Origin of the sequence: Pantoea sp. R13S299, from assembly GCF_048515925.1 — a bacterium.
Classification (GTDB): Bacteria; Pseudomonadota; Gammaproteobacteria; order Enterobacterales; family Enterobacteriaceae; genus Pantoea.
On record NZ_JBLYEF010000004.1, the window covers coordinates 362,532 to 386,229 of the forward strand.

The window sequence follows — 23,698 nt, forward strand, 5'->3', positions numbered from 1 at the left end:
AGGTTATCTGTCACGACGTATTACTCATCCGTAAAGGCTGAAGAGGCGCATCACTGCCGCTTCCGCCTGCAGCCGGATGAATAAATAAAGGTTTGCCAAAACAACAAGATCGCCGTGTTTAACCCAACTTCTCTCTGATACCCAACGCGATGTGTATGCAGTCAGAGCGAATGTAGCTCACGCTATATTTCAGGAGTGCATCATGAATAGTTTTAGCCAGACAGCGGAAACGGTGCAGAAACGCACCAATGCCCGTTACTGGATTGTGGTGATGTTATTTATCGTCACCTCATTCAACTACGGTGACCGCGCAACCATTTCGATTGCCGGTTCGGCGATGTCCAAAGATATCGGCCTCGATTCGGTCGGACTGGGCTATATCTTCTCTGCCTTCTCATGGGCGTACGTTATTGGTCAGATTCCGGGCGGCTGGCTGCTCGATCGCTTCGGCTCAAAACGCGTCTACTTCTGGAGCATCTTTACCTGGTCGCTGTTTACCTTCCTGCAAGGGTTCGTCGATATCTTCAGCGGTTTCGGCATCATCATGTCGCTGTTTATTCTGCGTTTCCTGGTCGGTCTGGCGGAAGCGCCTTCCTTCCCGGGCAACAGCCGCATTGTGGCCGCCTGGTTCCCTGCGCAGGAGCGCGGCACGGCGGTAGCGATCTTCAACTCGGCGCAATACTTCGCCACCGTGATCTTCGCACCCATCATGGGCTGGCTGGTCTCTGAAGTGGGCTGGGCGCACGTGTTCTGGTTCATGGGCGGCCTGGGCATCATCCTCAGCTTTATCTGGCTGAAAGTGATCCACGATCCTACCGATCACCCCGGCGTGAACAAGGCTGAACTGGAGTACATGGAGCAGGGCGGCGCGCTAATCAACATGGATGTCAAAAAGGATAGCCGCAAAGTGAGCTGGAGCGAGAAGTGGTTCCAGATCAAGCAGCTGCTGACGTCACGCATGATGCTGGGCGTCTACCTGGGTCAATATTGTGTTAACGCCCTAACCTACTTCTTTATTACCTGGTTCCCGGTCTATCTGGTGCAGGCGCGCGGCATGTCGATTCTCAAAGCGGGCTTTATTGCTTCGATTCCGGCGGTGTGCGGCTTCCTCGGCGGGGTACTGGGCGGGGTGATTTCTGACTGGCTGATGCGTAAAACCGGCTCGCTGAATATCGCGCGTAAAACGCCAATCGTGCTCGGCATGCTGCTCTCTATTTCGATGGTGATGTGTAACTACACCGATACCGAATGGATGGTGGTGTTCTTTATGGCACTGGCGTTCTTTGGTAAAGGCATCGGTGCGCTGGGCTGGGCGGTAATGGCGGATACCGCGCCAAAGGAGATCAGCGGTCTGAGCGGCGGCCTGTTCAACATGTTCGGTAATATCTCCGGCATCGTTACCCCTATCGCCATCGGTTACATCATTGCGACCAGCGGATCCTTTGAGGGCGCGCTGATCTATGTCGGCATTCATGCCTTTGTCGCGGCCTTCAGCTTCCTGGTGATTGCCGGAAATATCAAACGTGTCGAACTGAAATCCTGGCCCGGTAAGGACGCATCATGAATACGCAAAGTTCACCGGTGATAACTGAGATGCAGGTTATCCCGGTCGCCGGTTACGACAGCATGCTGCTCAACATTGGCGGTGCGCACAACGCCTGTTTTACCCGCAACATCGTGGTGCTCACTGATAGCGCCGGTCACACCGGCGTCGGTGAAGCGCCAGGCGGCGACACCATCTATCAGACGCTGGTGGAGGCGATTCCGCAGGTGAAAGGCCAGCAGATTGCCCGAATGAACCGTCTGGTGCAGCAGGTGCACAAGGGCAATCAGTCGGCTGACTTCAGCACCTTTGGCAACGGTGCCTGGACCTTTGAACTGCGTGTCAATGCGGTAGCTGCGCTGGAAGCCGCGCTGCTCGATCTGCTGGGACAGTGTCTGGGCGTTCCGGTGGCTGAACTGCTGGGGCCGGGCAAGCAGCGTGATGAAGTTACGGTGCTGGGCTATCTGTTCTATCTCGGCGACCGCCGCAAAACCGATCTGCCCTATCTGAGTGGTGAGCAGGCCAGCCACGACTGGTATCACCTGCGTCATCAGGAAGCGCTGACCAGCGATGCCGTAGTGCGGCTGGCTGAGGCGGCACAGGATAAGTACGGCTTTAAAGATTTCAAGCTTAAAGGTGGCGTGCTGCCGGGCGAGCAGGAGATCGCTACGGCCGCAGCGCTCAAGCAGCGCTTTCCCGACGCCCGCATTACGGTCGATCCCAATGGGGCCTGGCTGCTGGATGAGGCGATAGCGCTGTGTAAAGGGATGCAGGATGTACTGAGCTACGCCGAAGATCCGTGCGGCGCGGAGCAGGGCTATTCGGGACGTGAAGTCATGGCCGAGTTCCGGCGCGCCACCGGCTTGCCGGTCGCCACCAATATGATCGCCACCAACTGGCGTGAAATGAACCACGCGGTGATGGTCAACGCGGTCGATATTCCGCTGGCGGATCCTCACTTCTGGACGCTGAGCGGGGCCGTGCGGGTCGCGCAGCTGTGCGATGAGTGGGGCCTCACCTGGGGCTGCCACTCCAATAACCACTTCGATATTTCACTGGCGATGTTCACCCATGTTGGTGCAGCCGCGCCAGGCAATCCTACCGCGATTGACACCCACTGGATCTGGCAGGAGGGCGATCAGCGCCTGACTAAAAATCCGCTGCAAATCCGTAACGGGAAAATTGCTGTGCCGGATGCGCCTGGTCTGGGCGTTGAGCTCGACTGGGAGCAGGTCAACAAAGCCCATCAGCTTTATCAGTCACTGCCCGCCGGTGCACGTAACGACGCCACGGCGATGCAGTATCTGGTCCCCGGCTGGACTTTTGATCGCAAGCGTCCGGCATTTGGCCGGGCAACAGCATAAGGAGCAGGAGATGAGTTCAACACCGAAAGTGACCGCCATGCAGGTTATCCCGGTCGCAGGCTACGACAGCATGCTGCTGAACCTCAGCGGCGCTCACTCGCCATTCTTTACCCGCAATATTGTGATTATCAAAGACAACGCCGGACACACCGGCGTCGGCGAAATTCCGGGCGGCGAGAAAATCCGCCAGACACTGGAAGATGCCGCCTCGCTGGTGATCGGCAAAACTCTGGGTGAGTACAAAAATACCCTCAGCCTGGTGCGCACCACCTTTGCTGACCGCGATGCGAACGGGCGCGGCAACCAGACGTTTGATCTGCGCACCACGATCCATGTGGTAACCGGCATTGAAGCGGCGCTGCTTGATCTGCTGGGCCAGCACCTGGGCGTTAACGTCGCCTCGCTGCTGGGCGACGGGCAGCAGCGCGACCGCGTTGAGATGCTCGGCTACCTGTTCTACATCGGCGACCGCAATAAAACGTCGCTCTCTTATCAGCACCAGCAAAGTGATCCGTGCGACTGGTATCGCCTGCGCCACGAAGAGGCGCTCACCCCGGATGCGGTGGTGCGTCTGGCGGAAGCGGCCTATGAGAAATATGGCTTCAACGACTTCAAACTAAAAGGCGGCGTGCTGCGCGGCGGTGAAGAGGCTGAAGCGGTTACCGCGCTGGCAAAACGTTTTCCTGAAGCCCGTATCACCCTCGATCCCAATGGGGCCTGGTCGCTCAATGAGGCGATCATGCTCGGCAAACAGCTCAAAGATGTGCTGGCCTACGCAGAAGATCCCTGTGGAGCCGAGCAGGGCTACTCCGGCCGCGAAGTGATGGCCGAGTTCCGCCGCGCCACAGGCATGCCAACCGCTACCAACATGATCGCCACCGACTGGCGGCAGATGGGACATACCCTGTCGCTGCAGTCGGTAGACATTCCGCTGGCTGACCCGCACTTCTGGACCATGCAGGGTTCGGTGCGCGTGGCGCAGATGTGTCACGACTTCGGTCTGACCTGGGGTTCGCACTCCAATAACCACTTCGACATTTCGCTGGCGATGTTCACCCACGTTGCCGCTGCCGCGCCGGGCGCGATTACTGCGATTGATACCCACTGGATCTGGCAGGAGGGCAATCAGCGCCTGACCAAAGAGCCGTTCCAGATCAAGGGCGGTATGGTGCAGGTGCCGCAAAAACCGGGCCTCGGCGTAGAGCTGGATATGGATCAGGTGATGCAGGCCAATGCGCTCTATCAGAAGCAGGGGCTGGGCGCGCGTGACGATGCCGAAGCGATGCAGTTTTTAGTGCCGGGATGGACTTTCGACAATAAACGTCCGTGCCTGGTGCGTTAACCTTTTCGGCTCCCCGTGCGGAGCCATCGTCACAGGAGTTCAACCATGAGTAATGCAGCCTGGCCGAATGGATTTCGTCGTCGCCTGTTAGCGGGCAACACCCTGATTGGCAGCTGGTGCGCGCTGGCCAGTCCGATCTCAACTGAAATCCTGGGGCTGGCCGGTTTTGACTGGCTGGTCCTGGATGGAGAGCACGCGCCCAACGATATCACGACGTTTGTGCCGCAACTGATGGCGCTGAAAGGCAGCCACAGTGCGCCTGTGGTGCGTCCGCCCTGCAACGAGCCGGTGATCATTAAGCGTCTGCTGGATATCGGGTTTAACAACTTCCTGGTGCCGTTTGTCGAGACTGAAGAGGAAGCCCTGCGGGCGGTCGCCTCAACCCGCTATCCGCCAGCCGGGATTCGCGGTGTTTCGGTGTCGCACCGCAGCAACATGTACGGCACGCTGCCGGATTACAACCAGCTCATTAATGACAACATCACGGTGCTGGTGCAGATCGAAACTCAGCAGGCGGTCGACAACATTGACGCGATTGCAGCCGTGGACGGCGTCGACGGAATTTTTGTCGGGCCGGGCGATCTTTCCGCTGCACTAGGCTATCTCGGCCAGCCTGCGCATCCCGAAGTGCTGAAAGTGATTAAGCACATTTTTGAACGTGCCAAAGCCGCTGGAAAGCCGAGCGGCATTCTGGCACCGGTGGAAGCGGACGCGCGTCGCTACCTGGAGTGGGGCGCCACCTTTGTGGCCGTCGGCAGCGATGTCGGGATGTTCCGCAACGCCTCGCAGGCGTTATGCGACAAATTTAAGCGCTAATCAATCAAGGGGAAACGCAATGAAAATTGGATTCATCGGCCTGGGCATCATGGGTAAACCCATGAGTAAAAATCTGGTGAAAGCCGGTTATTCACTGGTGGTACGCGACAACAACACCGAAAACGAAGCGGAACTGGCTAAACTGGGCGCGACCGTGGCGAAAACGCCTAAAGAGGTGGCGGAGCAGTGCGATGTGGTGATTACCATGGTGCCGAACTCGCCGCAGGTTATCGACGTCTGCCTGGGGAAAAACGGCATCATAGAAGGGGCGAAGCCGGGTCTGGTCGTCATCGACATGAGCTCGATTGCACCGCTGGCGAGCCGTGAAGTGCATGATGCGCTGGCAGAAAAGCAGATAAAAATGCTCGATGCGCCGGTCAGTGGCGGCGAGCCAAAAGCGATTGAAGGCACGCTCTCCGTAATGGTCGGCGGTGATAAAGCCGTGTTCGATGCCTGCTACGACATTATGAAATCGATGGCGGGTTCGGTGGTGCATACCGGCGACATCGGCGCAGGTAACGTGACCAAGCTGGCTAATCAGGTGATTGTGGCGCTGAACATTGCGGCGATGTCTGAGGCATTATCGCTGGCGACCAAAGCGGGTGTGAATCCGGATCTGGTTTATCAGGCCATTCGTGGCGGCCTGGCTGGCAGCACGGTGCTGGATGCTAAAGCGCCGATGGTGATGGATCGCAACTTCAAGCCGGGCTTCCGTATTGACCTGCATATCAAGGATCTGGCGAATGCGCTGGATACCTCGCACAGCATCGGCGCGCATCTGCCGCTGACGGCGGCGGTGATGGAGATGATGCAGGCACTGCGCAACGATGGACAGGGTAACGCCGACCACAGCGCGCTGGCCTGCTATTATGAGAAGTTAGCGAAGGTTGAAATCGCCCGCTAAAACCCGGTGCCGGTCTCCCGAAACCGGACTGGTTCAGAGCCGTTTCAATAAATTAACTGCGCTCGGATTGCCTATGAAAATCGTAATCGCACCGGATTCATATAAAGAGAGTTTATCCGCCCTGGATGTGGCATCGGCGATTGAAGCGGGCTTCCGTGACATCTTCCCCGATGCGCATTACGTGAAAATACCGGTCGCCGACGGTGGCGAAGGCACGGTAGAAGCGATGGTGGCGGCGACGAAGGGAAAAATCGTCAGGCTGAAGGTGACCGGGCCGCTGGGTACGCAGGTCGACGCCTTTTATGGCCTGTCCGGCGATGAGTCTACTGCCTATATCGAAATGGCAGCGGCCAGCGGACTGGAGCGGGTGCCAGCGTCCCAGCGTGACCCGCTGATCACGACCTCATTCGGCACCGGCGAGTTGATCAGGCATGCGCTGGATAAGGGCGTCGGCCACATCATCATTGGTATCGGCGGCAGCGCCACCAATGATGGCGGTGCCGGGATGATGCAGGCATTGGGTGCGCGGCTGCTGGACGCTCAGGGCAACGAGATTGGGCACGGTGGCGGCGCGCTTTCTGACCTCACCAGCATTGATATTGACGCGCTGGATGCCCGCATTCATCAGTGCCGCATTGAAGTGGCCTGTGACGTCACCAATCCGCTGACCGGCAAAGAGGGCGCATCGGCCATTTTCGGTCCGCAGAAAGGGGCGACTCCGGCGCTGGTGCAGCAGCTTGATCAGGCGCTGGCCCATTACGCTGCGATTATTCACCGCGATCTCGATATCGATGTGCTGCACATTTCAGGCGGCGGCGCTGCGGGCGGCATGGGTGCAGCCTTGCACGCCTTCTGTCATGCGGAACTGCGGCGCGGCATTGAGATTGTTACAGAGGCGCTGGGGCTGGCGGAAGAAGTGAAAGATGCGGATCTGGTGATTACCGGTGAAGGTCGCATCGACAGCCAGAGTATTAATGGCAAGGTGCCGATTGGGGTCGCCAGCGTGGCAAAGCGTTTTAACAAGCCGGTAATCGGCATTGCCGGAAGCCTGACGGCGGATGTCGGCGTGGTGCATCAGCACGGAATCGATGCGGTATTCAGCGTGCTCTACAGCATCTGTTCACTGGATGAGGCGCTCGCCAGTGCCGGAAAAAATGTTGAGATGACGGCGCGTAATGTGGCCGCCACGCTGAAACTGGCCGGATTTAAATAATCGCCAGTCTCACAGGGCCGCAGGCAGTGAGCGCTGACGCGCGGCCCGGTGAGTTTCTGCGCTGGCGACAGAAGCGCAGAAGCCTTACACCATTCCTAATAGCTGCCTGGCTTCTCTGGCGACGTTCTCCATCTCATCCTGCAGCTCCAGCAGTTCCGGCTCCAGCGCGGCGATATCGCTGGCTTCCAGCAGCTCCCGCTCAAGCTGATGACAGAGTTGCTTCATGCGCGGCACACCGCTGTAGCTGGCGCTGCCGTGCAGCTTATGAATAATCTCACGCAGGGCGTTGACCTCATTGGTCGCCATAAACTGCGCCATCTTCGTATGTACTTCCGGTAAAAACTCCAGCAGCATCCGCAGCAGATCGCGCGCCAGTTCGGGTTTGTTCGCCGCCTGTCGCAGCGCCAGTTGCCAGTCCAGCGTCGGTAATATCGGCAGCAGTTCGGGCACAGAGACCACCGGAGGCGGCGTGTAGCGCGCCAGCAGCTGTCTTAACTTGCTCTCATCAATCGGCTTGGCAAGGTAGTCATTCATGCCCGCCTTGATTAACTGCTCACGCTCGCCATCAATCGCATGAGCAGTCACCGCCACAATCGGCGTGCTGGCGTGATGCGCCATACTGCGGATAATTTCGCTGGCGCGAATACCATCAATCTCAGGCATCTGAATATCCATCAGAATCACATCCAGCGACTGCTGGCGCGCCTCGCGAATGGCGTGTTCTGCACTACTGCACAACAGGATGTTCTGCACCTGCTCCTCCAGCAGCGCACCAATCAGCTTGAGGTTGGCGGGATTATCATCCACCGCCATCACCGTCAGCGGCAGACGCGGTGAAAGCGGCAGTTCACTGATCTGCCGGGTATGGAGATCCAGTAACATCGGCAGGAGCCGCGTCAGGGAGATCGGTTTAGCGATACAGCCGTCAATGCCGCGCACCTTCAGCTCATCAGCCAGTAACATCATCGGGCTGGGAAGCGCCATCAGCACGTTGTCTGCCCGATCCAGCAGTCCATTAATCAGACGCTCATTGAGCAGTTCGGGCTGGCTGATATCGACCGGCATCGCCATCAGCAGCAGCGGATAGTGAGACTCTTTTAATCCCTCCAGCGTTTCGCTGTAATCGATCTGCAGCGGAGTAGCGCTCAGCATCTCCAGCGCCGGGCTGGCAACGTTAGCATCCGCTTCCACGTAGGCAATGCGCGCATTGGAGAGTGCCTCCAGCACGCGCGGCATGCCTGGCGCATTGGGATTGAGATCCAGCTGCACGCGAATCACAAAGACAGAGCCCTGATCTGGCTGGCTGCTGAAGGTGATTTCACCGCCCATCTCCCGCACCAGTTTCTGGGTGATGACCAGCCCCAGCCCGGTGCCGCCATGACGGCGTGTAATGCTGGCGTCAGCCTGACGGAACGCCTGGAACAGCTGTGTCTGTTGCTGCTCAGAGATGCCGATGCCGGTGTCCTCAACCTGAATCTCCAGCTCAACGCGCGACTGCGTAATCACCCGCTGTCCGACGCGCAGGCCGATGTATCCTTTCTCAGTAAACTTGATGGCGTTACCGATCAGGTTGATCAGAATCTGTTGCAGGCGCAGCGCATCGCCAATCACGTTGTCCGGCACGCTGCTGTCACACACCACCGTCAGCTCCAGCCCTTTGTCATGCGCCGACGGAGCCAGCAGCACCAGCGTTTCATCCAGCGTGGCGCGCAGCGGGAAGGGGATCGCTTCCAGCATCAGCTTGCCCGCTTCCAGCTTCGAGAAATCCAGCACGTCATTGATGATGCTGAGCAGGTTGTTAGCGGAACGCTCGATGGTCTGCATATAGTCGCGCTGCGTAGTGCGCAGCTGGGTTTTCAGCATCTGCCGGGTAAAGCCCAGCACGCCATTCAGCGGCGTTCGCAGCTCATGGGACATATTGGCCAGAAACTCAGATTTAATACGCGCCGCTTCCTGGGCGCGTTTCTTCGCCAGATCCAGCTCAACGTTCTGAATCTCCAGCTGTTCCAGCGTCTCCCGCAGGTCGTAGGTTGCCTGGTCGATATTGTGCTGCATCTCTTCGTGATAGGCGGTCAGCGACATCGCCATCGCGTTAATCCCGTTTTTCAGAATGCTGAGTTCACCCAGCATGTAGCCCTCAACGCGGCTGTCGAGCTGGCCGCGACGGATGCGGTCAACGGTGGTGACCATGTTGCGAATCGGGCCGGTGACATCGCGCATCAGACGATAGGCAAACAGCATGGCGAGACAGAGGCAGAAGAGCAGCATCAGCGTGGCGACAAACACCTCTTTGTACTGCTGCAGCCGCACCGACTGCAAATCCAGTTCTATCGCCACGTAGCCCAGCGGATTACCCGACGGCTTGGCATCTTCATCCGGTAATTCATCCACATCGTAACGCTCGCTGGTAATCGGCGTACGCAGAATCAGTATGCTGCCGTGACGCTCCATTGAGACATCGTCGGGCAGACCCCGGATATCATCCTGCTGCAGCAGACTGAGGTTTTGCTTGTGGTTGGAGGTGACATAGAGCTGGTTGTGGTTATCAAACACCGAGATCGCCCGGACGATGCCGGAATGGCGGCGGTGCAGCAGGCTGACCAGTTCACGCATGGCATCACGGTTGTGCCAGGTCATGCTGTATTCGCTGGAGATCGCCAGCGGTTCGATGATGTTGGCCCCGGCATCGATCACCTGGCGCTGCAGTTCATTGTAGCGATGCACCACAAAAAATGAGCTGAGCAGCAGGCCAACCATCAGCGTGGGTGCCAGAATTAAAATCATCATTCGCGCCCGCAGGCTGTATTTGGTCATAATAGTCGCCTGGCTACTCCGGCATTAACGTCCCTGTGCATGCTGTCGACAAAAACTATGCAGGTCGTTTTCGATAAAGAGAATTAATAACACTATGGCGCAATTCTACGTTGCAAAACAGCGCGTGACGACGCAACAACGGATCACCGTCACCATTGAAGAGCTTGATCCGTTTGGACAGGGGGTGGCGCGCCACAAGGGCAAAACCCTTTTTGTCACAGGTGCTCTGCCGGGTGAACAGGCGGAGGTCGTGCTGACAGAGGATAAACGTCAATTTGCCCGGGCGAAAGTGACACGCCTGATTAGCCGCAGTCCGGCACGCGTTACGCCGCGCTGCCCACACTATGATCGCTGTGGTGGCTGCCAGCAGCAGCATGCCGATGTGGCGTTGCAACAGCAGAGCAAAGCCCAGGCGCTGAGCCGGATGCTGAGCCAGGCCGCGGCACAAGACGTGGCGGTAGATGAGGTGATCGCCGGACAGCCCTGGGGCTATCGCCGTCGCGCCCGTCTGGGTCTGCAATGGCAAAATAAAGCGCAGCGACTGCTGATGGGATTCCGCCAGGAAGCCAGCAACGATCTGGTCGATATTCAGCACTGCCCCGTTTTAGTGCCCGAACTTGAGGCACTACTGGTTCCGCTGCACCAGTGTCTCAGCGACTTACGCGCCGTCAGGCGTCTCGGGCATGTGGAACTGGTACTGGCCGACAACGGCCCGCTGATGATTCTGCGCCATCTTGATGCGCTGCATGCCGATGACCGTGAAAAACTGGAACAGTTTTCGCATAAGCATCAGCTGATGCTGTTCCTGGATGCCGGTGATGAAGCATTGACCGCGTTAAGTACGTCGATGCCGTTTTATCAATCTCACCAGCTTAAGCTAACCTTCAGCCCACAGGATTTTATTCAGGTTAACGATGGCGTTAATCAGCAGATGGTGGCGAAGGCGATCGCCTGGCTCGATCTGCAGCCGGAAGACCGGGTGCTGGATCTGTTTTGCGGCATGGGAAACTTCACACTTCCTATAGGAATCTTCGTACATAATGTGGTTGGTGTGGAGGGGATTGCAGCATTAGTGCGGCAGGCAGCGTATAATGCTGATTTGAATAATCTTAAAAATGTAAGTTTCTTTCAGCATAATCTGGAAGAAGAGGTGTCGCGCCAGCCGTGGGCGGCACAGGGTTTTAACAAGGTATTACTCGATCCGGCACGCGCCGGGGCTGCGGGCGTAATGGCGCATGTGGTTAAACTTGCACCAGAACGCGTGGTCTATGTTTCGTGTAATCCCACAACACTCGCCCGCGACAGTCAGACATTGCTGTCGGCAGGCTACCAATTGGAAAGGGTCGCGATGCTGGATATGTTCCCACATACCCGTCATCTCGAATCCATGGTGCTGTTCAGAAAAACATAAGCGATGTAAGTCGTTGTGCAGGAGAGGTTATGGTTGCGGTCAGAAGTGCGCATTTAAATACTGAGGGGGATTTCGCCCTCGACCAGTGGATCGCCAGTCTCGGTATTGCCAACCCGCAATCATGTCAACGTGTTGCCGAGACCTGGCGCTACTGCGAAGCGCAGACGCAGGGCCATCCCGATCAGTCGCTGCTGCTGTGGCGCGGTATCGAGATGGTGGAAATCCTCTCAATGCTCAGCATGGATATCGAAAGCCTGTGTGCGGCGCTGATTTTCCCGCTGGCTAACGGTGAAGTGGTGAGCGAAGAGGAGCTGGAAACCGCTGTCGGCAAAGGCATCGTCTCGCTGGTACACGGCGTGCGCGACATGGACGCCATCCGCCAGCTGAAAGCGATTCACAACGACTCCATGGCCTCTGAACAGGTCGATAATGTCCGCCGTATGCTGCTGGCGATGGTGGAGGATTTCCGCTGCGTGGTGCTCAAGCTGGCCGAACGCATCATGAACCTGCGCGAAATGAAAGATGCGCCGGAAGATGAGCGCGTGCTGGCTGCCAAAGAGAGCACCAACATCTATGCGCCACTGGCCAACCGTCTGGGTATTGGTCAGCTTAAATGGGAGCTGGAAGATTACTGCTTCCGCTATCTGCATCCCGACGAATATAAGCGCATCGCCAAATTACTGCATGAGCGAAGAATCGACCGTGAGCAGTACATCGATAACTTCGTCAGCAATCTGCGTAAAGAGATGGCCAAAGAGGGCGTGCGCGCCGAAGTCTACGGCCGTCCGAAACATATCTACAGCATCTGGCGCAAGATGCAGAAAAAGTCGCTGGCCTTTGATGAGCTGTTTGACGTGCGTGCGGTGCGCATCGTGGCCGATCGTCTGCAGGATTGCTACGGCGCGCTGGGTACGGTGCATACGCTCTATCGCCATCTGCCCAGCGAGTTTGATGACTACGTCGCTAACCCTAAACCCAACGGCTACCAGTCAATTCATACGGTGGTTTTAGGGCCGCAGGGCAAAACGGTGGAGATCCAGATCCGAACCCGCCAGATGCATGAAGATGCCGAGCTGGGCGTGGCGGCGCACTGGAAGTATAAAGAGGGTCCTTCCTCCAGCAGCGCGCGCGGCGCGGCCGGACACGAAGAGCGTATCGCCTGGCTGCGTAAGCTGATCAGCTGGCAGGAAGAGATGGCAGACTCCGGCGAGCTGCTGGAAGAAGTACGAAGCCAGGTGTTCGATGACCGGGTTTACGTCTTTACCCCGAAAGGCGATGTGGTGGATCTGCCCGCCGGATCGACGCCGCTCGACTTTGCCTACCATATTCACAGTGATATCGGTCACCGCTGCATCGGCGCGAAAATTGGTGGCCGCATCGTGCCGTTCACCTACCAGTTGCAGATGGGCGATCAGGTTGAAGTCATCACCCAGAAGCAGCCGAACCCGAGCCGTGACTGGCTTAACCCGAATCTGGGCTACATCACCACAAGCCGTGGACGCTCGAAGATCCATAACTGGTTCCGCAAACAGGATCGCGACAAGAACATTATCGCCGGACGCCAGATTCTGGATAACGAACTGAATCAATTCGATATCAGCCTGCGTGAAGCGGAAAAACTGCTGCTGCCGCGCTATAACGTGACCTCGCTTGAAGAGCTGCTGGCGGCCATTGGCGGCGGCGATATTCGTCTTAACCAGATGGTCAACTTCCTGCAGGCGAAGCTCAACAAGCCGAGTGCCGAAGAGGAAGACCGCGAAGCGCTGCGTCAGCTGACCCAGAAATCCTATACCCCCTCTGCCCGTAAAGAGAGTGGGCGCGTGGTGGTGGAGGGCGTCGGCAATCTGATGCACCACATTGCCCGCTGCTGCCAGCCGATTCCTGGGGATGATATTGTCGGCTTCATCACGCAGGGGCGCGGCATCTCGATCCACCGCGCCGACTGCGACCAGCTGGCTGAACTTACGTCGCATGCGCCGGAACGTATCGTCGATGCGGTGTGGGGTGAAAGCTACTCCAGCGGTTACTCGCTGGTGGTGCGCGTCACCGCCAATGATCGCAGCGGCTTACTGCGCGACATCACCACCATTCTCGCCAACGAGAAAGTGAATGTACTGGGCGTTTCAAGCCGCAGCGACACCAAAAAGCAGCTGGCGACCATCGACATGGATATCGAGATCTATAACCATCAGGTACTGGGACGTGTCCTGGCGCGCCTGAACCAGGTCTCTGATATTATTGACGCCCGCCGCCTGCACTGATATTCAGTCAGGCACTGCGGCAACCGGCAACAAGAGCCTGCGCGGGCGTTTTCTGCACCACAACACACTGGCGGAGGCTGTTCACCGCATCCGCCAGTGTTGCCGCCTTGCCTCTTCGCCCGTTACCTGTCACCTGACTACTCAAGGACCCTCTGAATGAACGCGATTGAGCGCCTGCTTGGCATAATGAAAACCCTGCGCGATCCCCAACATGGCTGCCCGTGGGATCGTGAACAGACCTTCGCCACCATCGCGCCCTATACGCTGGAAGAGACCTACGAAGTGCTGGATGCCATTCAGCGCGAAGATTTTGACGACCTGCGCGGCGAGCTGGGCGATCTGCTGTTTCAGGTGGTGTTCTATGCGCAGATGGCCAGCGAACAGGAGCGCTTCAATTTCGAGGATATCTGTAACGCGATTAGCGACAAGCTGGAGCGCCGTCATCCGCATATTTTTGGCGATGCCACGGCAGAAACCAGCAGCGAAGTGCTGAAAAACTGGGAAGCGATTAAAACTGCCGAGCGGGCTGACAAAGCCCAGCATTCCGCGCTGGACGATATCCCCAAAGCCCTGCCTGCGCTGATGCGCGCCCACAAGATTCAGAAGCGCTGTCACAATGTCGGCTTCGACTGGACCACGCTGGGGCCGGTGGTGGCGAAAGTGCATGAAGAGATTGATGAAGTGATGCACGAGGCACAGCAGAGCGTGGTAGATAGCGAGAAGCTGGAAGAGGAGATTGGCGACCTGCTGTTTGCCACGGTTAATCTGTCGCGCCATCTCGGCAGCAAAGCTGAAACTGCGCTGCAAAAGGCCAATGACAAGTTTGAGCGCCGGTTCCGCGAAGTGGAAGCGATCATCGCTGCACAGGGGCTGAGTATGCCGGGTGCGACGCTGGAGCAGATGGAAGCGGCCTGGCAGCAGGTTAAACAGGGCGAGAAGCGCTGATTATTCCAGCGCTGTGCATTAAGTCGCCGTTTTCGCTTACTCGATTCAGCGCGGCGGCAACTTTGTGACGCACATCAACATTTCATCGGCGGCTATCCGCTATGTTAAGGCGCAGCAATGCGTTGGAGGATGGCTGTGATTCATCAATTGTGGCTGATAGCGGTTTCCAGTATACTGTTTTCCCGTCCTGGTTATTCCACCGTCTTTAAACCTAAACTCTCAGGTTCAGCATGACAACGAATTATATTTTTGTGACCGGCGGGGTCGTTTCCTCTCTGGGTAAAGGCATTGCCGCAGCCTCCCTCGCAGCCATTCTCGAAGCCCGTGGTCTGAACGTGACCATCATGAAGCTGGACCCGTATATCAACGTGGATCCAGGCACCATGAGCCCGACGCAGCACGGTGAAGTTTTCGTCACTGATGACGGCGCTGAAACCGATCTGGATTTGGGTCACTACGAGCGCTTCATCCGTACCAAAATGTCGCGTCGTAACAACTTTACCACTGGCCGTATCTACTCAGAAGTCCTGCGCAAAGAGCGCCGTGGCGACTATCTGGGCGCAACCATTCAGGTTATCCCGCATATCACCAACGCCATCAAAGAACGCATTATTGAAGGCGGTGAAGGTCATGATGTGGTGCTGGTCGAAATCGGCGGCACGGTCGGAGATATCGAATCTCTGCCGTTCCTGGAAGCGATTCGCCAGATGGCCGTGGATGTGGGCCGCGAACACACGATGTATATGCACCTGACGCTGGTGCCTTACATGGCGGCGGCCGGTGAAGTGAAAACCAAACCGACTCAGCACTCCGTAAAAGAGCTGCTGTCGATTGGTATCCAGCCAGACGTGCTGATTTGCCGTTCTGACCGTGCCGTACCGGCCAACGAACGCGCCAAAATCGCCCTGTTCTGTAACGTCCCTGAAAAAGCGGTTATCTCGCTGAAAGACGTTGATTCCATCTACAAGATTCCTGGCATGCTGAAATCGCAGGGCCTGGATGACTATATCTGCAAGCGCTTCAACCTGAATGCACCGGAAGCCAACCTGGCCGAGTGGGAGCAGGTAATCTACGAAGAAGCCAATCCGGGTGGTGAAGTCACCATCGGTATGGTGGGCAAGTATGTTGAGTTGCCGGATGCCTATAAGTCCGTCATCGAAGCGCTGAAACATGGCGGCCTGAAAAATCGCGTTACTGTGAACATCAAACTGATCGATTCGCAGGACGTTGAATCACGCGGTGTCGAATTACTGAAAGATCTGGATGCGATTCTGATTCCAGGTGGTTTCGGTTACCGTGGCGTGGAAGGCAAGCTGATGACCGCGCAGTACGCACGTGAAAACAACGTGCCTTACCTCGGCATCTGCCTGGGTATGCAGGTCGCTCTGATGGAGTTTGCCCGCAATGTCGCTGGCATGCCTGGCGCCAACTCCACTGAATTTGTGCCAGACTGTAAATACCCGGTGGTGGCATTAATCACCGAATGGCGTGACGAAGAGGGCAACGTCGAAGTCCGCAGCGAGCAGAGCGATCTGGGCGGCACCATGCGTCTGGGCAGCCAGCAGTGTCAGTTAACGCCGGGCAGCCAGGTTCGCCAGCTCTACGGCTCTGACACCATCGTTGAGCGCCATCGCCACCGCTACGAAGTGAACAATATGCTGTTAAAGCAGATTGAAGCAGCCGGTCTGCGCGTAGCAGGTCGCTCTGGTGATGATCAACTGGTTGAGATTATCGAGATCCCGAACCATCCGTGGTTTGTGGCTTGCCAGTTCCACCCGGAGTTTACCTCGACCCCACGCGACGGCCATCCGTTGTTTGCCGGTTTTGTTAAAGCCGCGCATGAGCATCAGAAGCGTTTAGCGAAGTAAGTTTCACAGGCAGCGCGCGAACTTTTCGCGCGTTGCTTGTCTTAGGATTGACTAACTTGTACTGAGGAAAATCGTAATGTCCAAAATCGTAAAAGTCATCGGTCGCGAAATTATCGACTCACGTGGTAACCCGACTGTTGAAGCTGAAGTGCATCTGGAAGGCGGTTTCGTAGGCCTGGCCGCTGCGCCATCAGGTGCCTCTACCGGTTCACGCGAAGCGCTGGAACTGCGTGACGGTGACAAATCACGTTATCTGGGCAAAGGCGTAACTAAAGCCGTTGCTGCAGTAAACGGTCCGATTGCTGAAGCGGTAAAAGGCAAAGACGCGAAAGATCAGGCGAACATCGATAAGATCATGATCGACCTGGACGGTACTGAGAACAAATCTAAATTCGGTGCTAACGCCATTCTGGCCGTTTCACTGGCAGCGGCTAAAGCTGCTGCAGCCTCTAAAGGTCAGCCGCTGTATGAGCACATCGCTGAACTGAACGGCACCCCAGGCAAATACTCTATGCCACTGCCAATGATGAACATCATCAATGGCGGCGAACATGCCGACAACAACGTCGACATCCAGGAATTCATGATTCAGCCGGTTGGCGCTGCAAACCTGAAAGAAGCCATCCGTATGGGTTCTGAAGTTTTCCACAACCTGGCAAAAGTTCTGAAAAGCAAAGGCATGAGCACTGCAGTCGGTGACGAAGGCGGCTATGCACCAAACCTGGGTTCCAACGCCGAAGCACTGGCTGTTATCGCTGAAGCGGTAAAAGCATCAGGCTACGAGCTGGGCAAAGACATCACCCTGGCAATGGACTGTGCGGCATCTGAGTTCTACAAAGATGGCAAATACGTTCTGGCCGGTGAAGGCGGTAAAGCGTTCACATCAGAAGAGTTCACCCACTTCCTGGAAGATCTGACTAAACAGTATCCGATCGTTTCAATCGAAGATGGCCTGGACGAATCTGACTGGGATGGCTTCGCTTACCAGACCAAAGTTTTGGGCGACAAAATCCAGCTGGTGGGTGACGACCTATTCGTAACCAACACCAAAATCCTGAAAGAAGGTATCGATAAAGGTATCGCTAACTCCATTCTGATCAAATTCAACCAGATCGGTTCTCTGACCGAAACTCTGGCTGCGATCAAAATGGCGAAAGACGCGGGCTACACTGCCGTGATCTCTCACCGTTCAGGCGAAACCGAAGATGCAACCATCGCTGACCTGGCGGTAGGTACTGCAGCGGGCCAGATCAAAACCGGTTCTATGAGCCGTTCTGACCGTGTTGCTAAGTACAACCAGCTGATCCGTATCGAAGAAGCGCTGGGTTCTAAAGCGCCATTCAACGGTCTGAAAGAAGTTAAAGGTCAGTAATGACCCTGTGCTGATGTCGCGTTAAGCGGTATCGCATACTCTGAAAGCCCCGCCTTGTGCGGGGCTTTTGCTTTTTCGTGTCGCGCAGCTGTTGTTGTGTGGCACACGCTGGCATAATCAGCGCCCCGATTTATCCAGGCGAGTAAAAAATGTTCTACCCGATTAACGAAATGTTCCAGACACTGCAGGGCGAAGGTTATTACACCGGCGTGCCTGCTATTTTCATTCGCCTGCAGGGCTGCCCGGTGGGCTGTAGCTGGTGCGATACCAAACACACCTGGGAAAAGCGGACAGATCGGGAAACATCGCTGGGCGATATTTTGATCAAGACAGTGGAAAGCGACGCCTGGGGTGATGCCGACGCGGCAACCCTGGTGAATGCCATTGCGCAACAGGGCTGGACAGCGCGTCACGTGGTGATTACCGGCGGCGAACCGGCGATTTACGACCTGCGTCCATTAACGACTGCGCTGGAGCAGCACGGTTTCCAGTGTCAGATTGAAACCAGCGGAACCCATGAGATTCACTGCTCCGGACAGACCTGGGTGACCGTTTCCCCGAAGGTCAATATGCGCGGCGGCTACGATGTTCTGCCCCAGGCGCTGAGCCGGGCCGATGAGATCAAACATCCGGTGGCGCGCGAGCGCGATGTCGAAGCGCTGGATCTGCTGCTGGCCAGCATTAATGACACCAAAGCCCGGATCATCGCGTTACAGCCGATCAGCCGCAAAGATGATGCCACCCGACTCTGCATTGAAACCTGCATTGCACGCAACTGGCGTCTGTCGATGCAGACCCATAAATATCTCAATATCGCCTGATAATGCGTGTTGAGGGGTTAACCGCAGGGAAGAGGGGGAATTCAGATGCGAAACGGAGAGGGGAAGAGCGTCGGATCGAAGGGTTCGATCCGACAGGCTTAGCCGCGGTAAACGCAGCCTGCAGTGCAGGTTTCTTTGATCATGACCGCGCTCAACAGCGGCAGTTGTGGCTTCATCTGATCCCAGATCCATTTCGCCAGCACTTCGCTGGTGGGATTTTCCAGGCCAGGAATATCATTCAGATAGTAGTGATCCAGCCGATTATAGAGGGGCTTAAATGCCGCCTTCAGTTCAGCAAAATCCATAACCCAGCCGGTATGCGCATCCACTTCGCCGGTAATCTCCAGACGAACCAGGAACGAATGACCGTGCAGACGGCCACATTTGTGTCCGGCCGGCACATTCGGAAGATGGTGCGCGGCTTCGAACTGGAACTCTTTAAACAAGGTGGTAGACATAGTGGTTCTCAGACATTAAAAAACCGCTGAATTCTACCTGATTACCGTTTTTTTCGCACCCGCACCGCACAAAGCGATACTTTTCCTGCCTGATTGCACACGGGCGACCAGTTAATTAACTGATATACCACCGCTTTACTTACCACTTTTAACGATTACGACTACCTGGAAAACCATTTAGTCATTTTGGTTATTTGATATGTCGAAGGTGTATTTAATCGTTAATATACGGACCGGTAACCTACGCACTCTTCCGCCACTTTACGGTCCGGACTTCTGATACTGGAATTTTTAACGCGATGACGACTCAGGCACCTGGTTCACTGCTTCCGCTCTCCCCGGAACAACTCGCTCGCTTACAGGCGGCGACGACAGATTATTCCCCGACTCAACTGGCGTGGCTGTCAGGCTATTTCTGGGGCCGGGTAGAACAGACGCCGGCCGTCGCCAGCACGGCATCCGCGCCCGCTCCGGCTGAAGTGCCCGCCATCACTTTGCTTTCCGCCTCTCAGACCGGCAACGCCCGTCGTCTGGCTGAGCAACTGCGTGACGACCTGCTGGCCGCAAAGCTGAACGTAAACCTGGTGAATGCCGGTGATTACAAGTTCAAGCAGATTGGTCAGGAAAAAATGCTGGTGGTGGTGACCTCCACCCAGGGTGAAGGTGAGCCGCCGGAAGAGGCGGTGGCACTGCATAAATTCCTGATGTCGAAAAAGGCACCGAAAATGGAGGGGGCAGCCTTTGCGGTATTTGGCCTGGGCGACACTTCCTATGAATTCTTCAGTCAGGCGGGCAAAGATTTTGACAGCCGTCTGGCCGAACTGGGCGGCGAGCGTCTGCTGGATCGCGTCGATGCGGATGTTGAGTATGCAGAGCAGGCTACCGCCTGGCGCAGTGCGCTGACAGAAATTCTGAAAAAGCGTGTGCCGACCGAATCCCCGGCGCAGGCTGCGGCGACAGCGGCAGGCAGCGTCAACGAAGTTACCACCAGTCCCTACAGCAAAGAGTCTCCGCTCAGCGCCAGTCTGGCGGTGAATCAGAAAATTACCGGACGTGACTCTGACAAAGATGTGCGCCATATCGAAATCGATCTGGGCGACTCCGGTCTGCGCTATCAGCCTGGCGATGCGCTGGGTGTCTGGTATGAAAACGATGCAGCGCTGGTCAGCGAACTGCTGGAGCTGGTCTGGCTGAAGGGCGATGAGCTGGTAGAGGTTCAGGGCAAAACCCTGCCGCTGGCTGAGGCGTTGCAGAAGCATTTCGAGCTGACGGTGAATACCGCGCAGATCGTGGCGCAGTACGCTCAGCTGTCCCGTAACGCCGAGCTGCTGTCGCTGGTGGATGATAAAGCCAGGCTGCAGCAGTATGCGCAGCACTATCCGATTGTAGATATGGTGCGTCTGGCCCCGGCTGAACTCACAGCAGTTCAGCTGACCGGCCTGCTGCGACCGCTGACGCCGCGACTCTACTCTATCGCCTCTTCGCAGGCCGAAACCGATACCGAAGTGCACATCACCGTGGGTGCCGTGCGCTTTGATATTGAGGGTCGCCAGCGCGGCGGCGGTGCATCGACCTGGCTGGCCGATCGCATCGAAGAAGAGGGCGAAGTCCGCGTCTTCATCGAGCACAACGACAATTTCCGCCTGCCGGCTAACCCGGACGCGCCGGTGATCATGATTGGCCCGGGCACTGGCATCGCGCCGTTCCGCGCCTTTATGCAGCAGCGCGACAACGACGGTGCCAGCGGCAAAAACTGGCTATTCTTTGGTAATCCGCACTTCACCGATGACTTCCTCTATCAGGTGGAGTGGCAGAAATATGTGAAGGATGGCCTGCTGACGAATATCGACCTTGCCTGGTCACGCGATCAGGCAGAGAAGATTTACGTACAGGATAAGATCCGCGCGAAAGGGGCCGAAGTCTGGCGCTGGATTGAAGAGGGCGCGCATCTTTATGTCTGTGGCGACGCGAATCGAATGGCAAAAGACGTCGAGCAGGCATTGCTGGATGTGGTGGTCGAACACGGTGGAATGGATCGTGAAACGGCCGACGAATTTTTAAGTGAGCTGCGCATTGAGCGCCGTTATCAGCGAGACGTTTACTAATGAGTGATAAACACCCTGGCCCGCTGGTTGTAGAAGGCAAATTAACGGACGCTGAGCGTCTGAAGAAGCAGAGCAACTATCTGCGCGGCACCATCAAAGAAGATCTGGAAGAGGGTCTGACCGGCGGCTTTACCGGCGACAACTTCCTGCTGATCCGTTTTCACGGCATGTACCAGCAGGACGATCGCGACATTCGTGCCGAACGTGCCGAGCAGAAGCTGGAACCGCGCCATGCGATGATGCTGCGCTGCCGACTGCCGGGCGGCATCATTACGCCGACCCAGTGGCTGGCCATCGACAAATTTGCTACCGATAAAACCATTTATGGCAGCATCCGTCTGACCAACCGTCAGACCTTCCAGTTTCACGGCATTCTGAAGAAGAACGTCAAGCCGACCCATCAGATGCTGCATGAAGTGGGCCTGGATGCGCTGGCGACCGCCAATGACGTGAACCGTAATGTGCTCTGTACCTCGAACCCGGTGGAGTCGGAGCTGCATCAGGAAGCGTATGAGTGGGCGAAGAAGCTCTCTGAGCATCTGCTGCCGCGCACCCGTGCCTATGCAGAGATCTGGTGGGATAAAGAAAAAGTCGCGACTACTGACGAAGAGCCGATTCTCGGTGAAACCTATTTGCCGCGTAAATTCAAAACCACCGTGGTGATCCCGCCGCATAACGATGTGGATCTGCACGCCAACGATCTGAACTTTGTCGCTGTCGCTGAGAATGGCAAGCTGGTGGGCTTCAACCTGCTGGTGGGCGGCGGCCTGTCGATTGAACACGGTAACAAAGCGACTTACGCGCGCACCGCCAGCGAGTTTGGTTACTTCCCGGTTGAGAAGATCCTTGATGTGGCCGAGGCGGTCGTCACCACTCAGCGCGACTGGGGTAACCGTACCGACCGTAAAAACGCCAAAACCAAGTACACCCTGGAACGCGTCGGCGTTGAGACCTTTAAAGCAGAAGTTGAAAAACGCGCTGGCCTGACGTTTGAGCCGATCCGTCCGTATGAGTTCACCACCCGTGGCGATCGCATTGGCTGGATCAAAGGCATCGACAACAAATGGCACCTCACGCTGTTTATTGAAAATGGCCGCCTGCTCGACTATCCGGGCCGACCGCTGAAAAGCGGCATCGCTGAAATTGCGAAAATCCATCAGGGCGATTTCCGCCTGACCGCCAACCAGAACCTGATTGTGGCGGGCGTGCCGGAAAGTGATAAAGCGCAGATCGAAGCGATCGCCCGTGAACATGGTCTGATGGATCACGTTACGCCACAGCGCGAAAACTCGATGGCCTGCGTCGCGTTCCCGACCTGTCCGCTGGCGATGGCAGAAGCTGAACGTTTCCTGCCAGCGTTCGTGACCAAAGTCGAAGGGATCATGCACGCGCATGGCGTCGGTGATGAGCACATAGTGTTACGCGTTACCGGTTGTCCGAACGGTTGCGGCCGTGCCATGCTGGCTGAGCTGGGTCTGGTGGGTAAAGCGCCAGGCCGCTACAACCTGCATCTGGGTGGAAACCGCAGCGGAACGCGTATTCCCCGTATGTATCGTGAAAACATTAACGAAAGCGAAATTCTCGCCACCATTGATGAGCTGGTGGGACGCTGGGCCACCGAGCGCCAGGCCGCAGAAGGCTTTGGTGACTTCACCATCCGCGCGGGCATTGTAGCGCCGGTGCTGGACCCGGCACGCGATTTTTGGGAGGAAGCAAAATGAGTCAGCCCGACCTCGCAGCACTGAATGAGATGTCCAAAGTCCAGCGCGCCATGGCGCTGGCGGCGACCAATGCGCAGCTGGAGAAGTCATCAGCGGAAGAGCGTGTCAGCTGGGCGCTGGAGAATCTGCCGGGTGCTTATGTGCTCTCCTCCAGTTTCGGTATTCAGGCCGCGGTGTCGCTGCATCTGGTGACGCGTCAGCAGCCCGATATTCCGGTGATCCTGACCGACACCGGCTATCTGTTCCCGGAGACCTATCGTTTTATTGATGAGCTAGCGGACCAGCTCAATCTCAACCTCAAAGTGTTCCGTGCCGAAACCTCACCGGCCTGGCAGGAAGCGCGCTACGGCAAACTGTGGGAGCAGGGCGTCGAGGGGATTGAGAAATATAACGAAATCAACAAAGTCGAGCCGATGAACCGCGCTATCGAAACGCTGGGCGCGCAGACCTGGTTTGCCGGCCTGCGCCGCGACCAGTCCGGCAGCCGGGCGAATCTGCCGGTGCTGGGCGTGCAGCGTGGCGTCTTCAAGCTGCTGCCGATTATCGACTGGGATAACCGCCAGATTCACCAGTATCTGGAGCAACACAAGCTGAAGTACCATCCGCTGTGGGATGAAGGTTATCTTTCAGTGGGCGATACCCACACCACCCGCAAGTGGGAGCCGGGTATGGCAGAAGAAGAGACACGCTTCTTCGGTCTCAAGCGTGAGTGTGGTCTGCACGAAGGCTGATGCCGTGCT

Annotated in this window: 17 protein-coding genes; 15 read left to right on the forward strand and 2 right to left on the reverse strand. The window is 56.8% G+C overall.

The genetic code is table 11. The features are described 5' to 3' along the window. Window positions 1–202: 202 nt before the first annotated feature. From ACN1CO_RS18735 to ACN1CO_RS18760, 6 genes are all read left to right on the forward strand, one after another. The gene (locus ACN1CO_RS18735) at window positions 203–1,564 is read left to right on the forward strand and encodes an MFS transporter (protein WP_419140240.1); all 1,362 of its coding nucleotides are present in this window, start codon (window positions 203–205) and stop codon (window positions 1,562–1,564) included. After that, complete coding sequence (locus ACN1CO_RS18740) at window positions 1,561–2,907, forward strand: enolase C-terminal domain-like protein (RefSeq protein WP_419140241.1); 1,347 nt, start codon at window positions 1,561–1,563, stop codon at window positions 2,905–2,907. Before ACN1CO_RS18735 ends, ACN1CO_RS18740 begins: the two co-directional genes overlap by 4 nt. Window positions 2,908–2,917: 10 nt before the next feature. Beyond that, on the forward strand, window positions 2,918–4,249 hold the full coding sequence (gene gudD, locus ACN1CO_RS18745) for a glucarate dehydratase (RefSeq protein WP_419140242.1): 1,332 nt from the start codon (window positions 2,918–2,920) through the stop codon (window positions 4,247–4,249). A 45-nt stretch (window positions 4,250–4,294) separates the two neighbouring features. Next, window positions 4,295–5,065, forward strand: coding sequence for a 2-dehydro-3-deoxyglucarate aldolase (gene garL / locus ACN1CO_RS18750; RefSeq protein WP_419140243.1), 771 nt, complete (start codon window positions 4,295–4,297; stop codon window positions 5,063–5,065). Between the two features lie 19 nt (window positions 5,066–5,084). Further along, window positions 5,085–5,969 carry a 2-hydroxy-3-oxopropionate reductase gene (garR, locus tag ACN1CO_RS18755; RefSeq protein ID WP_419140244.1) on the forward strand — a complete coding sequence of 295 codons (885 nt, stop codon included), beginning with the start codon at window positions 5,085–5,087 and terminating at the stop codon, window positions 5,967–5,969. A gap of 73 nt (window positions 5,970–6,042) precedes the next feature. Continuing rightward, on the forward strand, window positions 6,043–7,182 hold the full coding sequence (locus ACN1CO_RS18760; RefSeq protein ID WP_419140245.1) for a glycerate kinase: 1,140 nt from the start codon (window positions 6,043–6,045) through the stop codon (window positions 7,180–7,182). Window positions 7,183–7,266: 84 nt separating this feature from the next. Here the strand turns inward: ACN1CO_RS18760 and barA are convergent, their stop codons facing one another. Further along, on the reverse strand, window positions 7,267–9,996 hold the full coding sequence (barA, locus tag ACN1CO_RS18765; RefSeq protein ID WP_419140246.1) for a two-component sensor histidine kinase BarA: 2,730 nt from the start codon (window positions 9,994–9,996) through the stop codon (window positions 7,267–7,269). Window positions 9,997–10,090: 94 nt separating this feature from the next. Here barA and rlmD point away from each other — a divergent pair, with 94 nt between their 5' ends. The 6 genes from rlmD to queE all read left to right on the forward strand — a co-directional run bounded on the left by rlmD (window position 10,091) and on the right by queE (window position 18,674). Further along, entirely contained in the window at window positions 10,091–11,407 is a 1,317-nt protein-coding gene (rlmD, locus tag ACN1CO_RS18770) for a 23S rRNA (uracil(1939)-C(5))-methyltransferase RlmD (RefSeq protein ID WP_419140247.1), read from the forward strand. A gap of 29 nt (window positions 11,408–11,436) precedes the next feature. Continuing rightward, window positions 11,437–13,668 carry a GTP diphosphokinase gene (gene relA, locus ACN1CO_RS18775; RefSeq protein ID WP_419140248.1) on the forward strand — a complete coding sequence of 744 codons (2,232 nt, stop codon included), beginning with the start codon at window positions 11,437–11,439 and terminating at the stop codon, window positions 13,666–13,668. 156 nt (window positions 13,669–13,824) lie between these two features. Beyond that, a complete protein-coding gene (gene mazG / locus ACN1CO_RS18780; protein ID WP_419140249.1) occupies window positions 13,825–14,613 on the forward strand; it encodes a nucleoside triphosphate pyrophosphohydrolase in 789 nt (262 codons plus the stop codon). Between the two features lie 230 nt (window positions 14,614–14,843). Further along, window positions 14,844–16,481: a glutamine hydrolyzing CTP synthase gene (pyrG, locus tag ACN1CO_RS18785; RefSeq protein ID WP_013358881.1), complete on the forward strand. Its 1,638-nt coding sequence runs from the start codon at window positions 14,844–14,846 to the stop codon at window positions 16,479–16,481. Window positions 16,482–16,557: 76 nt separating this feature from the next. Then, window positions 16,558–17,853, forward strand: coding sequence for a phosphopyruvate hydratase (gene eno, locus ACN1CO_RS18790; protein ID WP_419140250.1), 1,296 nt, complete (start codon window positions 16,558–16,560; stop codon window positions 17,851–17,853). A 149-nt stretch (window positions 17,854–18,002) separates the two neighbouring features. Beyond that, the gene (queE, locus tag ACN1CO_RS18795; RefSeq protein ID WP_419140251.1) at window positions 18,003–18,674 is read left to right on the forward strand and encodes a 7-carboxy-7-deazaguanine synthase QueE; all 672 of its coding nucleotides are present in this window, start codon (window positions 18,003–18,005) and stop codon (window positions 18,672–18,674) included. A 98-nt stretch (window positions 18,675–18,772) separates the two neighbouring features. Here queE and queD read toward each other — a convergent pair whose 3' ends face one another. Next, complete coding sequence (gene queD / locus ACN1CO_RS18800; RefSeq protein ID WP_013358878.1) at window positions 18,773–19,132, reverse strand: 6-carboxytetrahydropterin synthase QueD; 360 nt, start codon at window positions 19,130–19,132, stop codon at window positions 18,773–18,775. Window positions 19,133–19,431: 299 nt separating this feature from the next. Here queD and cysJ point away from each other — a divergent pair, with 299 nt between their 5' ends. Genes cysJ through ACN1CO_RS18815 form a run of 3 tightly spaced genes read left to right on the forward strand, consistent with a single transcriptional unit; the run spans window position 19,432 to window position 23,689 of the window. Next, window positions 19,432–21,237 carry an NADPH-dependent assimilatory sulfite reductase flavoprotein subunit gene (gene cysJ / locus ACN1CO_RS18805; protein ID WP_419140252.1) on the forward strand — a complete coding sequence of 602 codons (1,806 nt, stop codon included), beginning with the start codon at window positions 19,432–19,434 and terminating at the stop codon, window positions 21,235–21,237. After that, window positions 21,237–22,958, forward strand: coding sequence for an assimilatory sulfite reductase (NADPH) hemoprotein subunit (cysI, locus tag ACN1CO_RS18810; RefSeq protein WP_419140253.1), 1,722 nt, complete (start codon window positions 21,237–21,239; stop codon window positions 22,956–22,958). The genes cysJ and cysI overlap by 1 nt, the downstream gene beginning before the upstream one ends. Further along, complete coding sequence (locus tag ACN1CO_RS18815) at window positions 22,955–23,689, forward strand: phosphoadenylyl-sulfate reductase (RefSeq protein WP_004571209.1); 735 nt, start codon at window positions 22,955–22,957, stop codon at window positions 23,687–23,689. The genes cysI and ACN1CO_RS18815 overlap by 4 nt, the downstream gene beginning before the upstream one ends. The last annotated feature ends 9 nt before the right edge of the window (window positions 23,690–23,698 follow it).